At 60.0% G+C, this 18534-nt stretch carries 20 protein-coding genes; 11 read left to right on the top strand and 9 right to left on the bottom strand.

The genetic code is table 11. From position 1 onward, the window contains the following. Nucleotides 1–14 precede the first annotated feature (14 nt). From HU730_RS04370 to cysB, 3 genes are all read left to right on the top strand, one after another. Nucleotides 15–932 carry a 5'-nucleotidase gene (locus HU730_RS04370; protein WP_186526649.1) on the top strand — a complete coding sequence of 306 codons (918 nt, stop codon included), beginning with the start codon at nt 15–17 and terminating at the stop codon, nt 930–932. Nucleotides 933–980: 48 nt separating this feature from the next. Continuing rightward, complete coding sequence (locus HU730_RS04365; RefSeq protein WP_034126733.1) at nt 981–1481, top strand: universal stress protein; 501 nt, start codon at nt 981–983, stop codon at nt 1479–1481. A gap of 103 nt (nt 1482–1584) precedes the next feature. Beyond that, nucleotides 1585–2559: an HTH-type transcriptional regulator CysB gene (gene cysB, locus HU730_RS04360; RefSeq protein ID WP_003189876.1), complete on the top strand. Its 975-nt coding sequence runs from the start codon at nt 1585–1587 to the stop codon at nt 2557–2559. A gap of 126 nt (nt 2560–2685) precedes the next feature. Here the strand turns inward: cysB and HU730_RS04355 are convergent, their stop codons facing one another. Both HU730_RS04355 and HU730_RS04350 read right to left on the bottom strand, forming a co-directional pair. Continuing rightward, the gene (locus HU730_RS04355; RefSeq protein ID WP_034127037.1) at nt 2686–3168 is read right to left on the bottom strand and encodes a GreA/GreB family elongation factor; all 483 of its coding nucleotides are present in this window, start codon (nt 3166–3168) and stop codon (nt 2686–2688) included. 14 nt (nt 3169–3182) lie between these two features. Continuing rightward, a complete protein-coding gene (locus HU730_RS04350) occupies nt 3183–3551 on the bottom strand; it encodes a hypothetical protein (RefSeq protein WP_034126734.1) in 369 nt (122 codons plus the stop codon). 132 nt (nt 3552–3683) lie between these two features. On the opposite strand from HU730_RS04350, the gene earP reads away from it, so the two are divergent. Both earP and HU730_RS04340 read left to right on the top strand, forming a co-directional pair. Then, nucleotides 3684–4817, top strand: coding sequence for an elongation factor P maturation arginine rhamnosyltransferase EarP (gene earP, locus HU730_RS04345; RefSeq protein ID WP_186526650.1), 1134 nt, complete (start codon nt 3684–3686; stop codon nt 4815–4817). Nucleotides 4818–4866: 49 nt separating this feature from the next. Next, entirely contained in the window at nt 4867–5439 is a 573-nt protein-coding gene (locus tag HU730_RS04340) for an elongation factor P (protein ID WP_032892737.1), read from the top strand. A 65-nt stretch (nt 5440–5504) separates the two neighbouring features. Here the strand turns inward: HU730_RS04340 and HU730_RS04335 are convergent, their stop codons facing one another. From HU730_RS04335 to HU730_RS04325, 3 genes are all read right to left on the bottom strand, one after another. After that, nucleotides 5505–5924: an organic hydroperoxide resistance protein gene (locus HU730_RS04335; RefSeq protein ID WP_034126737.1), complete on the bottom strand. Its 420-nt coding sequence runs from the start codon at nt 5922–5924 to the stop codon at nt 5505–5507. A 688-nt stretch (nt 5925–6612) separates the two neighbouring features. Beyond that, a complete protein-coding gene (locus HU730_RS04330; RefSeq protein ID WP_034127142.1) occupies nt 6613–7065 on the bottom strand; it encodes a MarR family transcriptional regulator in 453 nt (150 codons plus the stop codon). A gap of 81 nt (nt 7066–7146) precedes the next feature. Further along, on the bottom strand, nt 7147–8097 hold the full coding sequence (locus HU730_RS04325; protein ID WP_072448175.1) for a LysR family transcriptional regulator: 951 nt from the start codon (nt 8095–8097) through the stop codon (nt 7147–7149). Nucleotides 8098–8205: 108 nt separating this feature from the next. Here HU730_RS04325 and HU730_RS04320 point away from each other — a divergent pair, with 108 nt between their 5' ends. Then, nucleotides 8206–8955: a sulfite exporter TauE/SafE family protein gene (locus tag HU730_RS04320; RefSeq protein ID WP_034127144.1), complete on the top strand. Its 750-nt coding sequence runs from the start codon at nt 8206–8208 to the stop codon at nt 8953–8955. Here the strand turns inward: HU730_RS04320 and HU730_RS04315 are convergent. Then, nucleotides 8945–9826, bottom strand: coding sequence for a LysR family transcriptional regulator (locus HU730_RS04315; protein ID WP_186526651.1), 882 nt, complete (start codon nt 9824–9826; stop codon nt 8945–8947). The genes HU730_RS04320 and HU730_RS04315 overlap by 11 nt on opposite strands. A gap of 70 nt (nt 9827–9896) precedes the next feature. Between HU730_RS04315 and HU730_RS04310 the strand changes: the two genes are divergently transcribed. Next, complete coding sequence (locus HU730_RS04310) at nt 9897–10103, top strand: DUF1127 domain-containing protein (protein ID WP_034127146.1); 207 nt, start codon at nt 9897–9899, stop codon at nt 10101–10103. 45 nt (nt 10104–10148) lie between these two features. Further along, nucleotides 10149–11378 carry a winged helix-turn-helix domain-containing protein gene (locus HU730_RS04305; protein WP_186526652.1) on the top strand — a complete coding sequence of 410 codons (1230 nt, stop codon included), beginning with the start codon at nt 10149–10151 and terminating at the stop codon, nt 11376–11378. Between the two features lie 96 nt (nt 11379–11474). Here the strand turns inward: HU730_RS04305 and HU730_RS04300 are convergent, their stop codons facing one another. Continuing rightward, nucleotides 11475–12821, bottom strand: a complete 1347-nt coding sequence (locus HU730_RS04300) for a 3-deoxy-7-phosphoheptulonate synthase class II (RefSeq protein ID WP_054897897.1) — start codon at nt 12819–12821, stop codon at nt 11475–11477. Nucleotides 12822–12944: 123 nt separating this feature from the next. Here HU730_RS04300 and HU730_RS04295 point away from each other — a divergent pair, with 123 nt between their 5' ends. Next, nucleotides 12945–13700 carry a spermidine synthase gene (locus HU730_RS04295; RefSeq protein WP_034127149.1) on the top strand — a complete coding sequence of 252 codons (756 nt, stop codon included), beginning with the start codon at nt 12945–12947 and terminating at the stop codon, nt 13698–13700. A gap of 128 nt (nt 13701–13828) precedes the next feature. Here the strand turns inward: HU730_RS04295 and HU730_RS04290 are convergent, their stop codons facing one another. Continuing rightward, a complete protein-coding gene (locus HU730_RS04290; protein WP_186526653.1) occupies nt 13829–14620 on the bottom strand; it encodes a crotonase/enoyl-CoA hydratase family protein in 792 nt (263 codons plus the stop codon). 423 nt (nt 14621–15043) lie between these two features. Between HU730_RS04290 and HU730_RS04285 the strand changes: the two genes are divergently transcribed. Continuing rightward, complete coding sequence (locus tag HU730_RS04285) at nt 15044–16717, top strand: DEAD/DEAH box helicase (RefSeq protein WP_014717677.1); 1674 nt, start codon at nt 15044–15046, stop codon at nt 16715–16717. Between the two features lie 133 nt (nt 16718–16850). Here the strand turns inward: HU730_RS04285 and HU730_RS04280 are convergent, their stop codons facing one another. Beyond that, nucleotides 16851–17618 (bottom strand): class III extradiol ring-cleavage dioxygenase, encoded by a 768-nt coding sequence (locus tag HU730_RS04280; RefSeq protein ID WP_186526654.1) that lies wholly within the window; start codon nt 17616–17618, stop codon nt 16851–16853. A gap of 103 nt (nt 17619–17721) precedes the next feature. On the opposite strand from HU730_RS04280, the gene HU730_RS04275 reads away from it, so the two are divergent. Continuing rightward, the gene (locus tag HU730_RS04275) at nt 17722–18378 is read left to right on the top strand and encodes a thiopurine S-methyltransferase (protein ID WP_186526655.1); all 657 of its coding nucleotides are present in this window, start codon (nt 17722–17724) and stop codon (nt 18376–18378) included. Nucleotides 18379–18534 lie beyond the last annotated feature (156 nt).

Genomic DNA, 18534 nt, shown 5'->3' with positions numbered 1-18534 from the left:
TGGGGGGAACTACCATGGTGAAGGGATTGGCTGACAAACTGGTGCTGGCGATTTCCTCACGAGCGCTGTTCGACCTGAGTGACAGCCACAAGGTTTATCTGGCTGAAGGGGTCGAGGCTTACCGCAAATACCAGATCGAGCACGAGGAAGAAACCCTCGAGCCTGGCGATGCCTTCCCGCTGGTCAAGAAGCTGCTGAGCCTGAATGCCAGCCTGGGGCGTGCGCGGGTCGAGGTGGTGTTGGTGTCGCGCAACAGTGCCGATACCGGGCTGCGGGTGTTCAACTCGATCCAGCATTACGGCCTGGATATTTCCCGCGCCGCTTTCGTAGGCGGGCGTAGTCCCTATCCCTATTTGGCCGCCTTCGGTTGTCATCTGTTTCTCTCCACCCATGCTGAAGATGTGCGCAGTGCCCTCGATGCCGGGTTTGCGGCCGCGACGATTTTGTCCGGCGGCCCGCGCCGCGCTTCCAGCGAAGAGCTGCGCATCGCATTCGATGGCGATGCCGTGCTGTTCTCCGATGAGTCCGAGCGTGTCTACCAGGCCGGCGGGCTGGCAGCCTTCCAGGCCAGCGAGCGAGAGTCGGCGCGCCAGCCTTTGCACGGCGGTCCGTTCAAGGGCTTCCTGGCGGCACTGAACCTGTTGCAACGCGAGCTTGCCGATGAGGCCTGCCCGATCCGTACCGCGTTGGTCACCGCACGTTCGGCACCGTCCCATGAACGCGTGATCCGCACGTTGCGCGAGTGGGATATCCGCCTGGACGAGTCGCTGTTCCTCGGTGGCCTGGAAAAATCCGCGTTTCTGGAAGCCTTTGCCGCCGATGTGTTTTTCGATGACCAGGCCGGCCATTGCGAGAAAGCCAGGGAGGTAGTGGCCACCGGGCACGTGCCCCATGGCATCAGCAATGAGTTGAGAATCCAGACCGAGAGCTAGCTGCTAAGCTCATTCAATTCCCGCCATCCTGGCAGTCCAGGAGGTTTTATGATTCGCTCGATGCTGTTTGCCACGGACCTCGGTCTGTATGCACCCTATGTGATGCAACATGCAGTGGCGCTGGCGCGAACGTTCAAGGCTGACCTGTATGTGATCCACGTGGTCGAGCCCATTGGCTTGTTCGCCGAATCGGTGTTGCAGAGCTACCTTGATGAAACCGCCTTGAGCGAATGGCAGAGCAAGGGGCTGAGCACGGTGATGGCGACGATTGAACAGCGCGTGCTGGACAGCTTTCGCGAGGAGTGGGAGGAAGGGGAGCAGGACCTGCAATGGATTCGCTCGGTCAAGGTTATCCAAGGGGACCCTTGCGAGGTGATTCTCGACCAGTTGCGAAAACTGTCCGTCGACTTGCTGGTCGTAGGCAGTCATAGCCAGGCAACCGGCGTGGCCGTCCCCCTTGGGCGTACCGCCGCACGGGTGTTGCAGTTGTCCCCGGTGCCGGTTTACCTGGTGCCGTCGCTGCAGCGTCGGCGCAGTGACGATAGTTGATCGGTAAAAACGATAAAAAGTTCTAGATTTATCCGTTAAACCTTTAATATAGTTATATACCGTCGCTGATACCCGTGGCGTCTATCTGCTTTGAGGGATTCATATGAAGCTTCAACAACTGCGCTACATCTGGGAAGTGGCGCACCACGACCTCAACGTTTCCGCTACCGCTCAAAGCCTCTATACCTCGCAGCCTGGTATCAGCAAGCAGATCCGCCTGCTCGAAGACGAGTTGGGCGTCGAAGTCTTCGCACGCAGCGGCAAACACTTGACCCGCGTCACTCCAGCCGGCGAGCGCATCATCACCACCGCCGGCGAGATCCTGCGTAAAGTCGAAAGCATCAAGCAGATCGCCCAGGAGTTCTCCAACGAGAAGAAAGGCACCTTGTCGATCGCCACCACTCACACCCAGGCGCGCTATGCATTGCCGCCGGTGATCCGTGATTTCATCAAGCAATACCCGGACGTAGCGCTGCACATGCACCAGGGTTCGCCGATGCAGATTGCCGAGATGGCCGCTGACGGCACCGTCGATTTTGCCATCGCCACCGAGGCCCTGGAATTGTTCGGCGACCTGGTAATGATGCCCTGCTACCGTTGGAACCGCTGCGTGGTTGTGCCCCAGGGGCACCCTTTGGCCAAGCTGCCGAAGCTGACCCTGGAAGCCTTGGCTGAATACCCGATCGTGACCTACGTGTTCGGCTTTACCGGCCGTTCCAAGCTCGACGAAGCGTTCAGCCATCGCGGCCTCACGCCCAAGGTGGTGTTCACAGCTGCCGATGCCGACGTGATCAAGACCTATGTGCGCCTCGGCCTGGGCGTCGGGATCGTCGCCAAGATGGCGGTCGACACCAACCTGGACAAAGACCTGGTGGTGCTGGATGCCAGCGAACTGTTCGAGTCCAGCGTGACCAAGATCGGTTTCCGTCGCGGTACCTTCCTGCGCGGCTTCATGTGCGACTTCATCGAGAAGTTCGCACCGCACCTGACCCGCGAAGTAATGGCCAAGGCGATCCAGTGCCACAACAAGCAAGAGCTGGAAGAGTTGTTCGACGGCGTTGAATTGCCCGTCCACTGACCGCGGTGACCCTGTAGGAGCGAGCTTGCTCGCGAAGACCGCCAACGTTAACGCGGGGCGCCAGGTAGCATGCAGCGCCCTTGCGTTTCTTCGCGAGCAAGCTCGCTCCTACAGGGAAGCTGCAGGTTATCTGGCCTCGGTAACCGTAAAGTGCTGCCGAGCGCCGGCCACCAGAATCTCTACCTCTTCATCGATACGCTTGCCCAACAGGCCTTTGCCCAACGGCGAGCGCGGCGTGATGACGGTCACCGGTTGCCCGACCACATCCACTTTCAAACCCGCCGCATCCGGCGCCAGGAACAGCCATTGCTGACGACCGTCCTCGTCTTCCAGGCCCACCAGCGTGCCTATCTCTATCCCGCGTCGATCATCGTATGCACGTAGCTGCAGTTGCTGGCACAGCACCAGCGATTGCTTGATCTCCTCCACTCGCCGGGCCTGCCCGGTGGCCAGGTACGAAGCCTCCAGGCCGAGGGTGTCGTATTTGTTCTCGGCAATGTTTTCTTCGTGGGTCGCGGTTTCGTAGGCGGTCTGCGCGGCGCGTTGGACGATGTCGAGGTCGACGGTGAGCTTTTCCAGGATCAACTGGAGCACGGCGTGTTTATTCATGGCGGTATCTGGCATCAATCGCAGAATTGCAGGACATTGGCCCGCGTCTTTTCATTGGGGGCGTTCTGGTCTTGTTGCAGCCAGAACTGGCATTTGGGGTTGGACAGGTTACGCGCGTTGCTTCGGGCCTGGTCCAGGGCCTGTTGTTGTTCCTGTTTTTGCAGGTTTTGTTGGTACTGTTCGAACAGACGGCTCGGTGGCTGCGGCTCAACCATCGCCGGTTTGCCCAATTGCTGAACCGCCTGTGCCACCGGCGCCAGGCTCTGGGGGAACAGGTAGCGAGACGCCAGCCAGGTGGTCAGCGCAATGGCGATAAACCCTAGCCACACGCCTGCGGCAATCGCGATGCAGAGTTTGAGCAGCGATAACGGACGGTCAGACATAAGGGCCTCCTGGCAGGCATTGACGGCATGACGGTGATTGTCGCACAGCCTCCGTGCAGAATAATCGCGATCAAGCCTTCTGCATCCACGCATTTATGCGGACAATCGAACCTTTGATCGATGGAGCCCGGAATGAAAGCCCGCTGGGATATTTTTTGCAGTGTCGTCGACAACTACGGCGACATCGGCGTGACCTGGCGCTTGGCCCGGCAGTTGGTGGTGGAGCATGGCTGTGACGTGCGCTTGTGGGTCGATGACCTGCGCGCCTTCGAACGCATGTGCCCGGACATTGATGTGCAGGTGGGCCAGCAATGGCAAGAGGGCGTCGAAGTGCGTCACTGGCCGGCCGAATGGCCAGGCGCGCACCCGGCCGATGTGGTGATTGCTGCGTTCGCCTGCCAGCTACCGCCTGAGTACATGGACTGCATGGCCGAGCGAGAGCGTGCGCCATTGTGGATGAACCTGGATTACCTCAGCGCTGAAGACTGGGTGGTGGGTTGTCATCGCTTGCCTTCGGTGAAGTACAAAGGCGTGCAGAAATACTTTTTCTTCCCCGGGTTTCGCCCTGGCACCGGCGGCCTGTTGCGTGAAGCCGGCTTGTTGGAGCGACGCCGGGCATTTCAGCAGGACGCCGCCGCGCAGCAACAGTTCCTGCAAAGCCTGGGTGTTGCTCCGACGGCCGGCGCGCGTTTGATGTCGCTGTTTGCCTATGAGAATGACGGGTTGGCCGGCTGGCTGGACGTGCTGGCAGCCGATGGGCGTGGGACGCACTTGCTGGTGCCGGAAGGGCGCATTCTGGGGGATGTGCAATGCTGGCTGGGGGTGAGCAGTTTGTCGGCGGGAGACATTCAGGTGCGCGGCGCGCTGACCGTTCAGGTCATTGCATTCGTGCGTCAGGAGCAATATGACCGATTGCTATGGTGCTGCGAATTCAACGCCGTACGGGGCGAAGACTCGTTCGTGCGTGCCCAGTGGGCGGGGAGGCCAATGCTATGGCACATCTACCGCCAGGACGAAGACATCCACCTGGACAAGCTCGATGCCTTCCTGGAACTGTACACTGCTGCACTTTCACCGGCCGCCAAGGCTGCCGTCGTCACGCTTTGGCAAGCCTGGAACGCTGATGGCGATATGGCACAGTCCTGGAAAATGCTGCTGGAACACTGGCCCGAGGTCACCCAGCACGCTGAGAAGTGGTGTCTGGAACAAGGCTTGCAGGCCGATCTTGCGACGGCGCTGGTACAGTTTTATGAAAGTTGGATATGATACGCCACCTTGATTTTTGTCAATCCCATCCAAATTTCGGATATACGCAATGAAAACTGGTAAAGAACTGAAACCCGGTACAGTGATCCGTCTCGAAAACGACCCTTGGCTGGTTCAGAAAGCTGAGTTCACCAAGTCTGGTCGTAACAGCGCAATCATGAAGACCAAGCTGAAGAACCTGCTGACCGGTTACAAGACCGAGATCGTCTACAGCGCAGATGACAAACTGGACGACGTAATCCTCGACCGCAAAGAAGCGACCCTGTCCTTCATCAGCGGCGACACCTACACGTTCATGGACACTACCGACTACACCATGTACGAGCTGAACGCTGAAGATATCGAAGCCGTTCTGCCGTTCATCGAAGAAGGCATGGAAGACGTCTGCGAAGCTATCTTCTTCGAAGATCGCCTGGTTTCCGTAGAGCTGCCGACCACCATCGTGCGTCAGGTTGACTACACCGAAGGTTCCGCTCGCGGTGACACTTCCGGCAAGGTGATGAAGCCTGCCAAACTGAAGAACGGTACCGAGCTGAGCGTTGCAGACTTCATCGAAATCGGCGACATGATCGAGATCGACACCCGTGAAGGTGGTTCGTACAAAGGTCGCGCCAAGAAGTAATTCTGGCCCCGGCGATACGAAAAAAGCCCGACTTTGAGTCGGGCTTTTTCATGGGCGTCTGTTTTTCAGACCGTTACATGCAAGCGCACATCAACGTTGCCACGGGTGGCGTTGGAGTACGGGCAGACCTGGTGCGCGGCGTCGACCAGGCTTTGCGCGTCATCCTGGGCCAGGCCCGGCAGGCTGACATGCAGGTCGATATCCAGGCCGAAGCCGCCAGGGATCTGGCCGATGCCAACGTGGGCGGTGATCGAAGCGTCATCCGGGATTTTGCGTTTGGTCTGGCTGGCAACGAATTTCAGTGCGCCGATAAAGCAGGCGGAGTAGCCGGCAGCAAACAATTGCTCGGGGTTAGTGGCCTGGCCACCGGCGCCACCCAACTCCTTGGGAGTCGACAGTTTGACGTCGAGGATATTGTCGCTGGAAACGGCGCGACCATCACGGCCGCCAGTGGCGGTGGCTACTGCGGTATAGAGCGTTTGCATGGGGCGTTCCTCTGTATGTTTAGCGCTAAACATTTGCGCGCTAAGTAGTTGGTGAGGCGAATGTATAGCGCTAATGTTTAGTGCGCAAGTTAATTTTTCAGTTTTTTGGCTGATTGAAAAAATTGAGGGCACCGCAGAGCAAAAAGTGGGAGCTGGCTTGCCTGCGATTGCGGTGTGTCAGTCAATGCATTGTTGACTGATGTACCGCAATCCCAGCATAGGTATCTACATAACTCTGTTAGCTCAACGGTAACCACGATGCGAAGCGAGCCGCTCTTTATCTTGATCTGCTTTTGATCTTAGGCGCCCCGTTAAACCACGCTGGCGGATTACGGGCACACCGAGCCTGGGCGAGGTGCCGAGTGGTGGGGCAAGAGCGTTTTGCTTACTTTTGTCTGGGCCGGCATTCCGGCTTTTCAAAAGTGAGCCGCTGTAAAAGCGGAACCCTAAGTGGCCGTTACCGCAGGAATGGATATGTACACGGTCCAACTGTGTTGACTGTCAGGCCGTCTTCGCAGGCAAGCCAGCTCCCACCTTGGATCGCGGGGCATCAGTTATATCTGTGTCGGCTGCCAGGCCGTCACGGGAGCAAGCTCCCTCGCCACAGATTTAGCGTCGTGCCGAAGTTGTGTAGATAGCTATGGCCATCGCAGGCAAGCCAGCTCCCACTTTTTAGGTGTGTGTTGCGTCAGAGGCTGGTTTGCAGATTGGCGCGCAACGCGATCAGGTCTCCTTGCAGCTTGCGCAATTGCTCCAGCGCCATCCCACTGGCGCCCAGGATGCATTGTGGAACATCCTTGGCCTTCTCCTGCAAGGCGCGCCCGGTGTCGGTCAGTTCCACGACTACCACTCGTTCATCTTCGCGGCTGCGGGTACGGCTGAGCAGGCCCTCGGCTTCCAGGCGCTTGAGCAGTGGCGTCATGGAGCCTGGGTCCGTCAGCAGGCGGCTGCTGATTTCGCTGACGGTCAATTCATCCTCTTCCCACAGCACCATCATGGCCAGGTATTGCGGATAGGTCAGGCCGATGGCTTGGAGCAGCGGCTTGTAGACCTTGGTCATCAGCAATGAAGTAGAGTGCAGGGCGAAGCACAGCTGGTTGTCCAGCAACAGCGATTCGCAAGGATCAGGGTTTTTGCTCATGGTGGCGTCTCGAAAAAGCATGTCTGGGCTGGAATCTAGCGGGCAAATCTTTAATGCGCCAGGTAATTCTTGCCGGAGGCGTCAGACCAAGCCACTTTGCAATGCCAGATCCCAAGGCGGCACCGGGCTGAAACGGGATTTAAGATATTCAAGCAACAATCGGCTGCGCGCATTGGGCTGTTGCTCCAGGCGCAGCGCATAAATGCCGGCGGTTTCCGGGCTCGGCAAACCGTCTTCACAAAACAGCGGCAACAGCTCACCGCGTACCAGGTATTCACTGGCCAACCAGGTCGGCAGATGAGCGATGCCCAGCCCGGCCAGTGCACCCGAAAGCAGGGCTTCGGCATTGTTGGCGCTCATGCGGATGCGCCGGGGGCGATAGGTGGTGCGGCGCCCGTCCAGTTCGAAGCGCCAGGCAAACATTGGCGCCAGCCCGTCCCAGTCCAGGCCATCATGTTCGCTCAGCTCTCGAGGATGGGCCGGCGTGCCACGGCTTTTCAGGTACGCGGGGCTGGCGCAGGCGATACGCACAATGCTCGCCAACGGCGTAGCGACCAGCCGGGTATCGACAATATGCCCAGCGCGCAAAACCAGATCGACCTTGCCCAGATGCGCGCCCTGCATATCGACAAAGCTGTCGATCAAGTGCAGGTGCACGTCCAGTCCTGGGTACAGGTTTAAAAAGTCCGCAATGACCGGCGCCAGATGCCGGCGGCCGAATGCTGCGGGCGCATCGACCCGGATCAACCCCTCCGGCGCATGGCTCAGCGAGACCGCTTCAGCCCGCGCCAGCTGCAACTCGCTGACAATCCGTCGTGCCCGCTCGGCAAAGGCCAGGCCCGCCGAGGTGGGCACTACTGCATGGGTGCTGCGTTGGAACAGGCGGCTGCCCACTGAGTTCTCCAGGCTGTCGATACGCCGGGCCACGGCGGAAGGTGTCAGCGGATGGCGGCGCGCGGCGGCGGAAAAGCTCCCGGCTTCCAGCACATCCAGAAACAGGCTGAGTTGGTCGGTCAAGGTGTTGGGGTTCATGGCTCGACGCTTATGCGAGATTGGCACAGCCATTGTGCGTTGCTGTGCGTTTCCGCGCCAGAGCCGACTGCGTAGCATGCAAAGCTTGGAATTGCGGAGTAGCGAGCGGTGTGGGATCTAGTGATGTACTTGGCATTGGGTGCGGCGTTGGGCACCGTGGGTGGGCTGTTTGGCATCGGCGGCGGGCTCATTGCTATCCCGGTACTCGGCGTGTTGTTCGGGCTGGATCAGCAAATTGCCCAGGGCACCGCTTTGGTCATGGTCGTGCCGAACGTGATGCTCGCCCTGTGGCGCTATCACCAACGTAACCGCATCGAGTTGCGTCACGCCTTACCCTTGGGTGTGACCGGCTTTTGCTTTGCCTGGCTGGGATCGATCTGGGCGGTGGGGCTGGATGCGGGCGCCATGCGCATTGGTTTTATTGCGTTCTTGGTGGCGCTGTCTGCCTACAACCTGCTGCGCATGTTCACCCGCAACGCGCCGCCCACCACGCAAATGCGTTATTCCTGGCCCTGGCTTGGCGTCTTGGGCGCGGCATCCGGCTCCATGGGCGGGCTGTTCGGGGTCGGCGGCGCGGTGGTGGCCACACCGGTACTCACCAGTGTGTTCGGCACTACTCAAGTGGTTGCCCAAGGGTTGTCGTTGGCCTTGGCGTTGCCCAGTACCGGTGTGACCCTGGTCACCTATGCCTGGCACCACGAGGTGGACTGGATGATCGGCCTACCGCTGGCGGTGGGTGGCCTGCTGAGTATCAGTTGGGGCGTGAAAGTGGCTCATGCCTTGCCGGAGCGCCTGTTGCGCGGCCTGTTCTGTGGCTTTTTGGTGGTGTGCGCGGTGATGCTTACCTTTAAAGTTTGAAGCCTTCGACGATGTAGTCCGCCAGGCACTCGGTGATCGGCGAGGTCATCTGCGGGTTACGCAGCAAGCGCAGGTTCATCGACGGCAAAGGCGGGAAGCCTTCGTCGCTGCCGAGCACTCGCAGGTCGTCGGTGACCAGGCTTTCCATGCTGACCATCGCCGCCAGGCCCGCACTCACCACCGCCAGGATCGCTGCTCCGTTAGAGCTGTGATAGGCCAGGCGATAATCTCGCCCGGCCGCGTCCAATGCCGCACGTGCCCAATGGGTGTACAGGCACTCGTCGCCGGACACCGCCAGAGGCAGGGCATCGTGCTCCTCCACACAAAAGCACGGTGATGCTGCCCATACCATGCGTTCGGTACGCAACAACTCACCCAGATCATTGCCGGGCTCGCGGCTGATCACGGTCAGCGCCAAGTCCCGCCGTTGCATCAATACGGTCGATGCTTCGCAGTGCATTTCGATTTGAATCAGTGGGTAGGCTTTGGAGAACTGTTTCAGGATCCCTGGCAGAAAGCGCATCAGATAGTCATCCGGCGTGCCGATGCGCACCAATCCCACCATATGCGGCTCGCGCAGGGTATTGAACACTTCACTGTGCAATTTCAGGATGCGCCGCGCATAACCCAGCAGCACCTGGCCTTCGGGCGTGAGCCGTACCTGCCGGCCATCGCGCTCGAACAGTTTGCGCTGCAACACGTCTTCTTCCAGACGCTTCATCTGCATGCTGACCGCCGATTGAGTGCGATTGACCGTCTCGCCGGCACGGGTGAAACCGCCCTGGTCGGCAATGGCGACGAAGGTGCGCAGCACGTCTGTGTCGATGCTGAGATAGGCGGACAATTGATCAATCTCCGAGATGTAATGCATAAGAAACATTCGTTGGATTGATCATAATGCCAGGCACACACTGTCGTCATCCCCACTGGAGGGCGAGAAGATGAAAGGTCAAAAAGGTTTCATATCGACGGATAACTGGCCGTTTTCCGGGCTGTTTCACACATTCGCGCGTTGGCAACTGTTGCATCAGGAGCGGCAGATGCTGGCGACCTTGAGCGATGACGCACTCAAGGACATCGGGCTCAATCGCGCCGACGTCGCGCAGGAAAGCCATCGGCATTTCTGGGAAGACCCGCTGCGAAAATAAGCCCGGATGCAGTAGGGTAGGGCGCGAGCCTCAATGGAGATCGCCATGCCCGCCGACCTGTGTATTTCACTCAAGCAAGCTCGACGCATGGCGCTGGCTGCCCAGGGGTTTTCCGGGCGCCAGGCGCCTGCACAGATAAAGGCCACGCACCTCAACCGCTTGATCGAGCGCCTGGGCGTTTTACAGATCGACTCGGTCAATGCGCTGGTGCGTTCCCACTACCTGCCCGTGTTTTCTCGCCTTGGTTCTTATTCCCCATCGATTCTTGAGCAGGCGGCCTGGAGCCTGGGGCGGCGGCGTTCTCTGTTTGAATACTGGGGGCATGAGGCGTCGCTGCTGCCCTTGGCGCTGTACCCGTTGATGGGTTGGCGTATGGAGCGCGCCCGGCAAGGGCAGGGGATCTATTCGCAGATGGCACGTTTTGGCCGTGAGCAGCAGGCGACGATTCAGCGCGTGTTGCGCACCGTCGAACAGCAGGGCGCCGTGGGGGCGGGTAGCTTGTCGACCCGCGAGGAGCGTGCCGGTCCCTGGTGGGATTGGAGTGATGAAAAGCACGCGCTGGAATGGCTGTTCGCCGCTGGCCTGGTCACGGTTGCCGGTCGTCGAGGGTTTGAGCGGCTTTATGATCTGCCCGAGCGTGTTATTCCCGCAGAGGTGCTCAGGGTCTCCATGAGTGAAGGTGAAGCGCAGCGTGGCTTGCTGTTGCACAGTGCGACTGCATTGGGTGTCGCCACCGAAAAAGACCTGCGCGATTATTTCCGCCTCGACCCCGCCGACAGCCGCAACCGCTTGGCCGAGCTGGTTGAGGATGGGCAACTGCTGGCGTGCCAGGTGCGGGGCTGGAAACAACCAGCGTATTGCCTGGCGGCGCCCAAACTGCCGCGCAACGTGCCGGCCAGTGCATTGTTGTCGCCGTTCGATTCGCTGATATGGGAGCGCAGCCGCACCGAGCGTTTGTTCGACTTTCGCTATCGCCTGGAGATCTACACGCCGCAAGAAAGACGCGTGTATGGCTATTACGTCCTACCGTTTCTCCACAACGAACGCATTGCCGCACGCGTCGACCTGCGGGCCGAGCGTGCCCATGGGCGCCTGGCCGTGCATGCCGTGCACGAGGAAGAACCTGGGCTGGATGAGGAAGGTATGTTGGCGCTGGCCTTGAACCTGCGAAAGATGGCCGACTGGCTAGGGCTGGAACAGATCCAGCTCAATTGCCAGCGGCCCAGTGCTGCCCGGTTGAGGGCTGCGATGCTGAACCGGGATGTCAGCTTTTAAGGTCCTATCGCGGGCAAGCCCGGCTCCCACAGAGAAACGCGTGCAAATGTGGGAGCCGGGCTTGCCCGCGATGGCGTCATCCCCGTCGATAAAACGTCAGCGCTTTACCTGTTTCAAGGTCTCGGCAATCAGGAACGCCAACTCCAGCGACTGATCGGCATTCATCCGTGGGTCGCAATGGGTGTGGTAGCGGTCTGACAGGCCATCTTCGGTGATCGGTCGTGCGCCGCCGATGCATTCGGTGACGTTCTGCCCGGTCATCTCGATATGGATCCCGCCGGCATAGCTGCCTTCTGCCTGGTGCACCTGGAAGAAATCCTTCACTTCGCCAAGGATCTGCGCAAAGTCGCGGGTCTTGTAGCCACTGCTGGCCTTGATGGTATTGCCGTGCATTGGGTCGCAACTCCACAGCACCTGCTTGCCCTCGCGCTGCACGGCACGGATCAGGTTGGGCAAATGGTCGCCGACCTTGCCTGCACCCATACGGGCAATGAGGTTGAGGCGGCCGGGGTCGTTATCCGGGTTGAGGATGTCGATCAGGCGGATCAGGTCCTCCGGGTTCATGCTCGGTCCGACTTTCACGCCGATCGGGTTGTTCACCCCGCGCAGGAACTCGACATGGGCGCCGTCCAACTGACGGGTACGGTCGCCGATCCACAGCATATGCGCCGAGCAGTCGTAGTAATCGTTGGTCAGGCTGTCGCGGCGTACGAAGGCTTGTTCATAGTTGAGCAGCAACGCTTCGTGGGCGGTGAAGAAGCTGGTTTCGCGCAATTGCGGCGAGCTGTCCATGCCACAGGCGCGCATGAAGGCCAGGGTTTCGTCGATGCGGTCGGCCAGTTGGCTGTACTTTTCGGCGAGGGCGGAGTTGGCGATGAAATCCAGGTTCCATTTGTGCACTTGGTGCAGGTCGGCAAAACCGCCCTGGGCAAAGGCGCGCAGCAGGTTGAGGGTGGCGGTGGACTGGTGGTAGGACTGCAACAGGCGGTCCGGGTCTGGCACGCGGCTTTTTTCGTCGAAGCCGATGCCGTTGACGATATCGCCACGGTAGGCGGGCAGGGTGATGCCGTCGATGGTTTCATCGTTGGCCGAACGTGGCTTGGCGAACTGGCCGGCCATGCGCCCAACTTTCACCACCGGGCAACCGGCGGCGAAGGTCATGACAATGGCCATCTGCAGCAGCACCTTGAAGGTGTCGCGGATCTTCGCGGCGGAAAACTCGGCGAAGCTCTCGGCGCAATCGCCACCTTGCAGCAGGAAGGCACGACCCTGGGTCACTTCGGCAAACTGACGGCGCAATTCGCGGGCTTCGCCGGCAAACACCAGGGGCGGGTAGCTCGCCAGGCTCTGCTCCACTTGCTCCAAGTGCGCGGCGTCCGGGTATCGGGGTTGCTGCTGGATCGGCAGGGCTCGCCAGCTATCGGGACTCCAGGGGTGGCTCATCATGAACTCGTTTGCAGGTGGATGTTAGGGCGTCAATGTTAGCAGCAATTAGTGCGTGACCTGTGGTTGCCGCTTGGCCGACAATCGCGCCTTTGTCGTGCGGTAAACCCTTTAGGAGTAGTGATGAGCGAGGAGCGTGTCGAGCGCCTGCTGGCCGAAGTCCATGATGAATTCGGCATGATCCGTGTGCTTGAAGTGGCTGATTACCGCTTTCTCGAATTTGGCGACGCCATCGAGCAAAGCTGTGTGTTCACCGCTGACCCGAGCTGGCTGGAGTACGACTACACCCGCGCGATGCTGATCGGCGCGTTGTGCCATGAACAGCCGGAAAGTGCGTTGTTCCTCGGCCTGGGCGCGGGCACGTTGACCCAGGCATGCCTCAAGTTCCTGGCGCTGGAGGATGTCGAAGCCATTGAGCTGCGCCCCGATGTGCCGCGCCTGGCGATTGAATATCTGGGGCTGGATGACGATCCGCGCTTGTACATCCGCATTGGTGACGCGCTGCAATTGCTCGACAGTGCTGAATCGGCCGATTTGATTTTCGTCGACCTCTACACCGATGTCGGCCCGGGCGTGGGGCATCTGGCCTGGACCTTCCTGGAAAACTGTCAGAAGAAACTCAACCCCGGCGGCTGGCTGGTGATCAATCAGTGGGCCACCGATGACGGCAAACCGCTGGGGGCGGCGTTGCTGCGTGGGTTGTACCACCGGCATTATTGGGAGCTGCCGGTGAAGGAGGGCAATGTGATTCTATTGGTGCCTTCGGAGCTGGATCAGGTGTTGGACCTGGATGCGCTGTCAGCCCGCGCCGAAGCCTTGGCGCCGCGATTGGGGTATTCGTTGCAGCCGTTGATCAAGGCGATTCGGCCAGCAACTTAGTTGTCAGTTCGGACGCTTTCGCGGGCAAGCCCACAGTCGAATTGCACTCTGTGTTGAAATGCAATCCCCTGTGGGAGCGGGCTTGCCCGCGAAGAGGCCCCTCACTGGCGACGACTAATTCAGTTTGTTCAAATCCCCTTGAACACCCCGGGCCGCTTCTCGACCATCGCCCGAACACCCTCCTTGGCGTCCTCACTGTTGAGCAGTTTATCCACCATGGGCGGCAGCGCGGCGGCTGCGACGGCCTCACCCTCCATGCGCGCCAGGCGTGCCGACATCAACGTTGCCTGCACACCCAGCGGCGCCTGGCGCGCAATGCGGTTGGCCAATTCAATGGCACGGGGCAACAGGTCTTCACTGGCCATCACTTCCTGCACCAACCCCAGGCGCAGGGCCTCATGGGCGTCGAATTCGTCGCCGGTGAGCAGCCAACGCATCGCATTGCCCCAGCCGGCAATCTGATGAAAGCGCAATGTCGCGCCGCCAAACGGAAAGATGCCGCGTTGCACCTCCATCTGGGCGAAGCGGGTATTGCTGGCGCAGAGGTTGATATCCGCCGCCAGCATCAACTCGATACCAATGGTCAGGCAGTAACCTTGGGCGACGACGATCACCGGCTTGCTCACGCGCGGGCCGGCAAACACCCCCCACGGGTCGCACCCTCCCAGCGGCGGTTGCCAGCCGCCGGCCATTACGCCGCTGACATTGGCCAGGTCCAGTCCTGCGGTGAAGTGATCGCCATGGGCAAACACCACGGCCACCCGTGCGTCATCGTTTCGATCAAATTCGCCATAGGCCAGGCTCAGTTCATTGAGCAAATCCAGGTCAAAGGCGTTGCGCTTGGCCACGCGGTCCAGGCCTAGCAATAGAACATGGCCCTCAAGTGCGCGGCTGACACGGCTACTGCTGGCTTGATTCATCGGTTGTGCCCTCGGGGCGCAGGTGAGGTTTCAGACCAAAGGGTCTCAATGGGTGGGTGAACCGTTTAAGCTCGATGACCAACAGGGCCGGGCCTTTGAAAAATAGACCCTGGCGCACGGATCTGCAAAGCGCGTGACCCAGTGCGGTTTATCGGCGCCTGGCGATAAAAAAAGCTCCCTTTTTCAGCTATTTCCGGTATAGTGCGCGCCGGCCTTTAACCGGGCCGCGTTTAGGTAGCGCAATTCCCCGAAGTCAGCTTCGGCTGCACGTCCGCACAGCGGACTCTTCCTTGACGAATCTTTTTCATTCATTCGTTTTCGCAAATCCCCGCCGACAAAGCAGCCAGGGCGACTCTTGAGTCTCAACACGGCATGCGCAGCTTTGGAGCATGGGTCTTTGCGGATGCACTTAGAGGCAGACCCATGACCCAGGAAACCGGCGGCTTCGCCGCTTTTAATCTTAACCCGAATATTCTTGCAGCCGTCGCAGCGACCGGCTACGAAGAACCTTCGGCGATTCAGCAGCAATCGATCCCGATCATCATGGCCGGTAAGGACATGATTGGCCAGGCGCAAACCGGTACCGGTAAAACCGCCGCGTTCGCCCTGCCTATTCTGCATTGCATCGATCCTGCCAAGCGCGAGCCGCAAGCCCTGATCCTGGCGCCAACCCGTGAGTTGGCGCTGCAAGTAGCAACCGCCTTTGAAACCTACGCCAAGCAAATGCCGGGTGTAACTGTTGTGGCCGTTTACGGCGGCGCGCCTATGGGCCCACAACTCAAGGCAATCCGTAATGGCGCACAGATCGTTGTCGCCACTCCGGGCCGTCTGTGCGACCACCTGCGTCGTGACGAAAAAGTCCTGTCGACCGTGAACCACCTGGTTCTGGACGAAGCTGACGAAATGTTGAAGCTGGGCTTCATGGATGACCTGGAAGTCATCTTCAAGGCGCTGCCAGCGACCCGTCAGACCGTACTGTTCTCGGCTACCCTGCCGCAGTCCATCCGTGCCATTGCCGAACGCCATCTGCGCGATCCGGAGCACGTGAAGATCCAGACCAAGACCCAGACCGTTACCGCGATCGAACAGGCTCACCTGTTGGTTCACGCTGACCAGAAGACCTCGGCTGTATTGAGCCTGCTGGAAGTCGAAGACTTCGACGCCCTGATCATGTTCGTGCGCACCAAGCAAGCGACCCTGGACCTGGCCAGCGCCCTGGAAGCCAAAGGCTACAAAGCCGCTGCGCTGAACGGTGACATTGCCCAGAACCAGCGTGAGCGCGTGATCGACTCCCTCAAGGATGGCCGTCTGGACATCGTTGTGGCGACCGACGTTGCTGCCCGTGGCCTCGACGTTCCACGTATCACCCACGTGTTCAACGTTGACATGCCTTACGATCCAGAGTCCTACGTTCACCGTATCGGCCGTACTGGCCGTGCCGGTCGCGAAGGTCGTGCGTTGCTGCTGGTGACTCCACGTGAGCGCCGCATGCTGCAAGTGATCGAGCGTGTTACCGGCCAGAAAGTTGCCGAAGTCCGCCTGCCGGATGCCCAGGCCGTTCTCGATGCGCGCATCAAGAAACTGACCAACAGCCTGGCGCCACTGGTGGCTGACGCTGAATCGACCCACGGCGACCTGCTGGACCGCCTGACCGCCGATATCGGTTGCACCCCGCGTGCCCTGGCTGCAGCCCTGCTGCGCAAAGCTACCAATGGTCAGGCCCTGACCCTGGCAGCCATCGAAAAAGAACGTCCACTGGTTCCGAACAGCGCGCCACGCGGTGATCGTCCAGAGCGTTCCGGTGACCGTCCAGACCGTGGTGACCGTGAGCGTCGTGCTCCAGTGCCATTGGCTGAAGGCCGTGCTCGTTGCCGTACCGCGCTGGGTGCGCGTGATGGTATCGCTGCCAAGAACCTGCTGGGCGCTATCCTCAACGAGGGTGGCCTGGCACGTGAAGCCATCGGTCGCATCCAGGTGCGTGACAGCTTCTCCCTGGTGGAGTTGCCGGAAGACGGCCTGGAAAAACTGCTGGCCAAGCTGAAAGACACTCGCGTTGCCGGTAAGCAGCTCAAGCTGCGTCGCTACCGCGAAGATTGATCCGCCCTTGGGCTGATTGATCGCACATAAAAAATCCCCGACTGGTTCGGGGATTTTTTTTCGCCTCATGTTTTAGGCTCCGACGCGATCAACTGTGAGAGCAGGCAAGCCAGCTCCCACAGGTATAACGGTTTCAGCCAAAGCGATAGATATCCATGCCCAAGGCACCCAGTGTGAAGCCTTGGTGCGCAACGCTGAAATCTGCGCCCGCACCCCGCGCAAAGTACAGCGGCAGCAAATGTTCATCGCTGGGATGGCTGCGCACGGCATGTGGCGCCTGGCGGCGATAGTCATGCAAGGCGGCGTCGTCATTGGCCGCGAGTCTGTCGACCACCCAGTCACGAAATTCCCGGGCCCACGATGTGATCGTCTCCGGCCCGGCGCGCCAATCCAGTTCGCCCAGGTTGTGGGTGATGCTGCCGGAGCCGATCAGCAGCACACCCTGTTCGCGCAGGCTCGCGAGTGCATGCCCGACTCGAGTCTGCAAAGCCGGGCCCAGGCGGCTGGGCAAGGACACTTGTACCACCGGGTTGTCCGCTGCCGGGTACATCAGCGACAGCGGGACCCAGGTGCCGTGGTCGAAGGGGCGTTGCTCGTCAATACGTGCAGCCAGGCCGTCGGCGTGCAGCAGTTCGACGATCTCACTGGCCAACTGCGGGTCACCCGGCGCAGGGTATTGCACCGCAAACAGCTCGCGCGGAAAGCCACCGAAGTCGTGCCAGGTTTCGGGGGCAGCACTGCCGCTGACCAGCAGGTCCGGGCTTTCCCAATGCGCCGACACCACCACAATGGCTTTGGGCCGTGGCAGTTCGGCAGCCAGGCGCTGCAGCGCAGGACCGCTGGCACCGGGTTGCAAGGCCAGCATGGGCGAGCCGTGGGAGATAAACAGGCTGGGGAGCATGAGCAGGGTCCTGAGGGTTAAGATGGAGTCATCTTCAATCAGATCATCGATCTAAATCTAATATAAGTTTTAGCGCCTTTTGATCGAATTTTCGGAGTGATTCATGCAGCCTGAATTTTGGCAGGACCGCTGGGCGAGCAATCAGATCGGCTTCCATCAGCGCGAGGTCAATCCCTATTTGCAACGGCACTGGCCCGTGCTGGGGTTGCCCGAGGGGGCAAAGGTGCTGGTACCGTTGTGTGGCAAAAGCCTGGACTTGGTATGGCTCAAGAGCCAGGGGTACCCGGTAATGGGCGTGGAGCTGTCGGAGCAGGCGGTTGAGGCGTTCTTCAGCGAGCAGGAGCTTGTGCCGCACATCAGTCAGCAGGGCGCCTTCAAGGTCTACCAGGCCAGCATGATCGAGCTGTGGTGTGGCGATTTCTTTAGCCTCGATGCCGGGGCGCTGGCCGGTTGCAGCGCCGTTTATGACCGCGCAGCGTTGATAGCATTGCCGCCACTGATGCGCGCGCAATACGCAGAGCACCTGAATGCCTTGCTGCCCTCAGGCTGCCAGGGTTTGCTGATTACCCTCGATTACGACCAAGGGCAGAAGGCCGGCCCACCCTTTGCTGTCACGGACGAGGAAGTGGAGGTGCTATTTGCACTGCATTGGGCGTTGGAGCGGCTGGAGGAGCGGGACATCCTGAGGGAGAGCGGAAAGTTCCTGCAGGACGGTGTTACTCGCCTTGAAGAGCGTGCTTATCGGCTGACCAGGCGCTAAAAGGGTTTTTCCTTTTGTAGGAGCGAGGGGGACGCCTAGTTCTTGCTCGCGAAAGACGTCAACGATAACGCGTGCTTGCTAAATGAACGCGGCGCCTGCGAGTTTTTCGCGAGCAAGCTCGCTCCTACAGAGAGCGGTGAAATCAGCAGGCACAAA

The organism is Pseudomonas sp. SWRI22 (assembly GCF_014268395.2).
Taxonomy (GTDB): domain Bacteria; phylum Pseudomonadota; class Gammaproteobacteria; order Pseudomonadales; family Pseudomonadaceae; genus Aquipseudomonas; species Aquipseudomonas paracarnis.
This window is presented reverse-complemented; position numbering and strand designations above follow the sequence as displayed.

What these genes read in the sequence shown, in the direction of transcription:
- cysB (WP_003189876.1), top strand. Translation starts at nt 1,585, where the DNA reads ATGAAGCTTCAACAACTGCGCTACATCTGGGAAGTGGCGCACCACGAC.
- earP (WP_186526650.1), top strand. Translation starts at nt 3,684, where the DNA reads ATGAAAGCCCGCTGGGATATTTTTTGCAGTGTCGTCGACAACTACGGC.
- HU730_RS04325 (WP_072448175.1), bottom strand. Translation starts at nt 8,097, where the DNA reads ATGAACCCCAACACCTTGACCGACCAACTCAGCCTGTTTCTGGATGTG.
- HU730_RS04280 (WP_186526654.1), bottom strand. Translation starts at nt 17,618, where the DNA reads ATGCTCCCCAGCCTGTTTATCTCCCACGGCTCGCCCATGCTGGCCTTG.
- HU730_RS04340 (WP_032892737.1), top strand. Translation starts at nt 4,867, where the DNA reads ATGAAAACTGGTAAAGAACTGAAACCCGGTACAGTGATCCGTCTCGAA.
- HU730_RS04370 (WP_186526649.1), top strand. Translation starts at nt 15, where the DNA reads ATGGTGAAGGGATTGGCTGACAAACTGGTGCTGGCGATTTCCTCACGA.
- HU730_RS04335 (WP_034126737.1), bottom strand. Translation starts at nt 5,924, where the DNA reads ATGCAAACGCTCTATACCGCAGTAGCCACCGCCACTGGCGGCCGTGAT.
- HU730_RS04350 (WP_034126734.1), bottom strand. Translation starts at nt 3,551, where the DNA reads ATGTCTGACCGTCCGTTATCGCTGCTCAAACTCTGCATCGCGATTGCC.
- HU730_RS04275 (WP_186526655.1), top strand. Translation starts at nt 17,722, where the DNA reads ATGCAGCCTGAATTTTGGCAGGACCGCTGGGCGAGCAATCAGATCGGC.
- HU730_RS04355 (WP_034127037.1), bottom strand. Translation starts at nt 3,168, where the DNA reads ATGAATAAACACGCCGTGCTCCAGTTGATCCTGGAAAAGCTCACCGTC.
- HU730_RS04300 (WP_054897897.1), bottom strand. Translation starts at nt 12,821, where the DNA reads ATGAGCCACCCCTGGAGTCCCGATAGCTGGCGAGCCCTGCCGATCCAG.
- HU730_RS04285 (WP_014717677.1), top strand. Translation starts at nt 15,044, where the DNA reads ATGACCCAGGAAACCGGCGGCTTCGCCGCTTTTAATCTTAACCCGAAT.
- HU730_RS04310 (WP_034127146.1), top strand. Translation starts at nt 9,897, where the DNA reads ATGAAAGGTCAAAAAGGTTTCATATCGACGGATAACTGGCCGTTTTCC.
- HU730_RS04295 (WP_034127149.1), top strand. Translation starts at nt 12,945, where the DNA reads ATGAGCGAGGAGCGTGTCGAGCGCCTGCTGGCCGAAGTCCATGATGAA.
- HU730_RS04305 (WP_186526652.1), top strand. Translation starts at nt 10,149, where the DNA reads ATGCCCGCCGACCTGTGTATTTCACTCAAGCAAGCTCGACGCATGGCG.
- HU730_RS04315 (WP_186526651.1), bottom strand. Translation starts at nt 9,826, where the DNA reads ATGCATTACATCTCGGAGATTGATCAATTGTCCGCCTATCTCAGCATC.
- HU730_RS04290 (WP_186526653.1), bottom strand. Translation starts at nt 14,620, where the DNA reads ATGAATCAAGCCAGCAGTAGCCGTGTCAGCCGCGCACTTGAGGGCCAT.
- HU730_RS04365 (WP_034126733.1), top strand. Translation starts at nt 981, where the DNA reads ATGATTCGCTCGATGCTGTTTGCCACGGACCTCGGTCTGTATGCACCC.
- HU730_RS04330 (WP_034127142.1), bottom strand. Translation starts at nt 7,065, where the DNA reads ATGAGCAAAAACCCTGATCCTTGCGAATCGCTGTTGCTGGACAACCAG.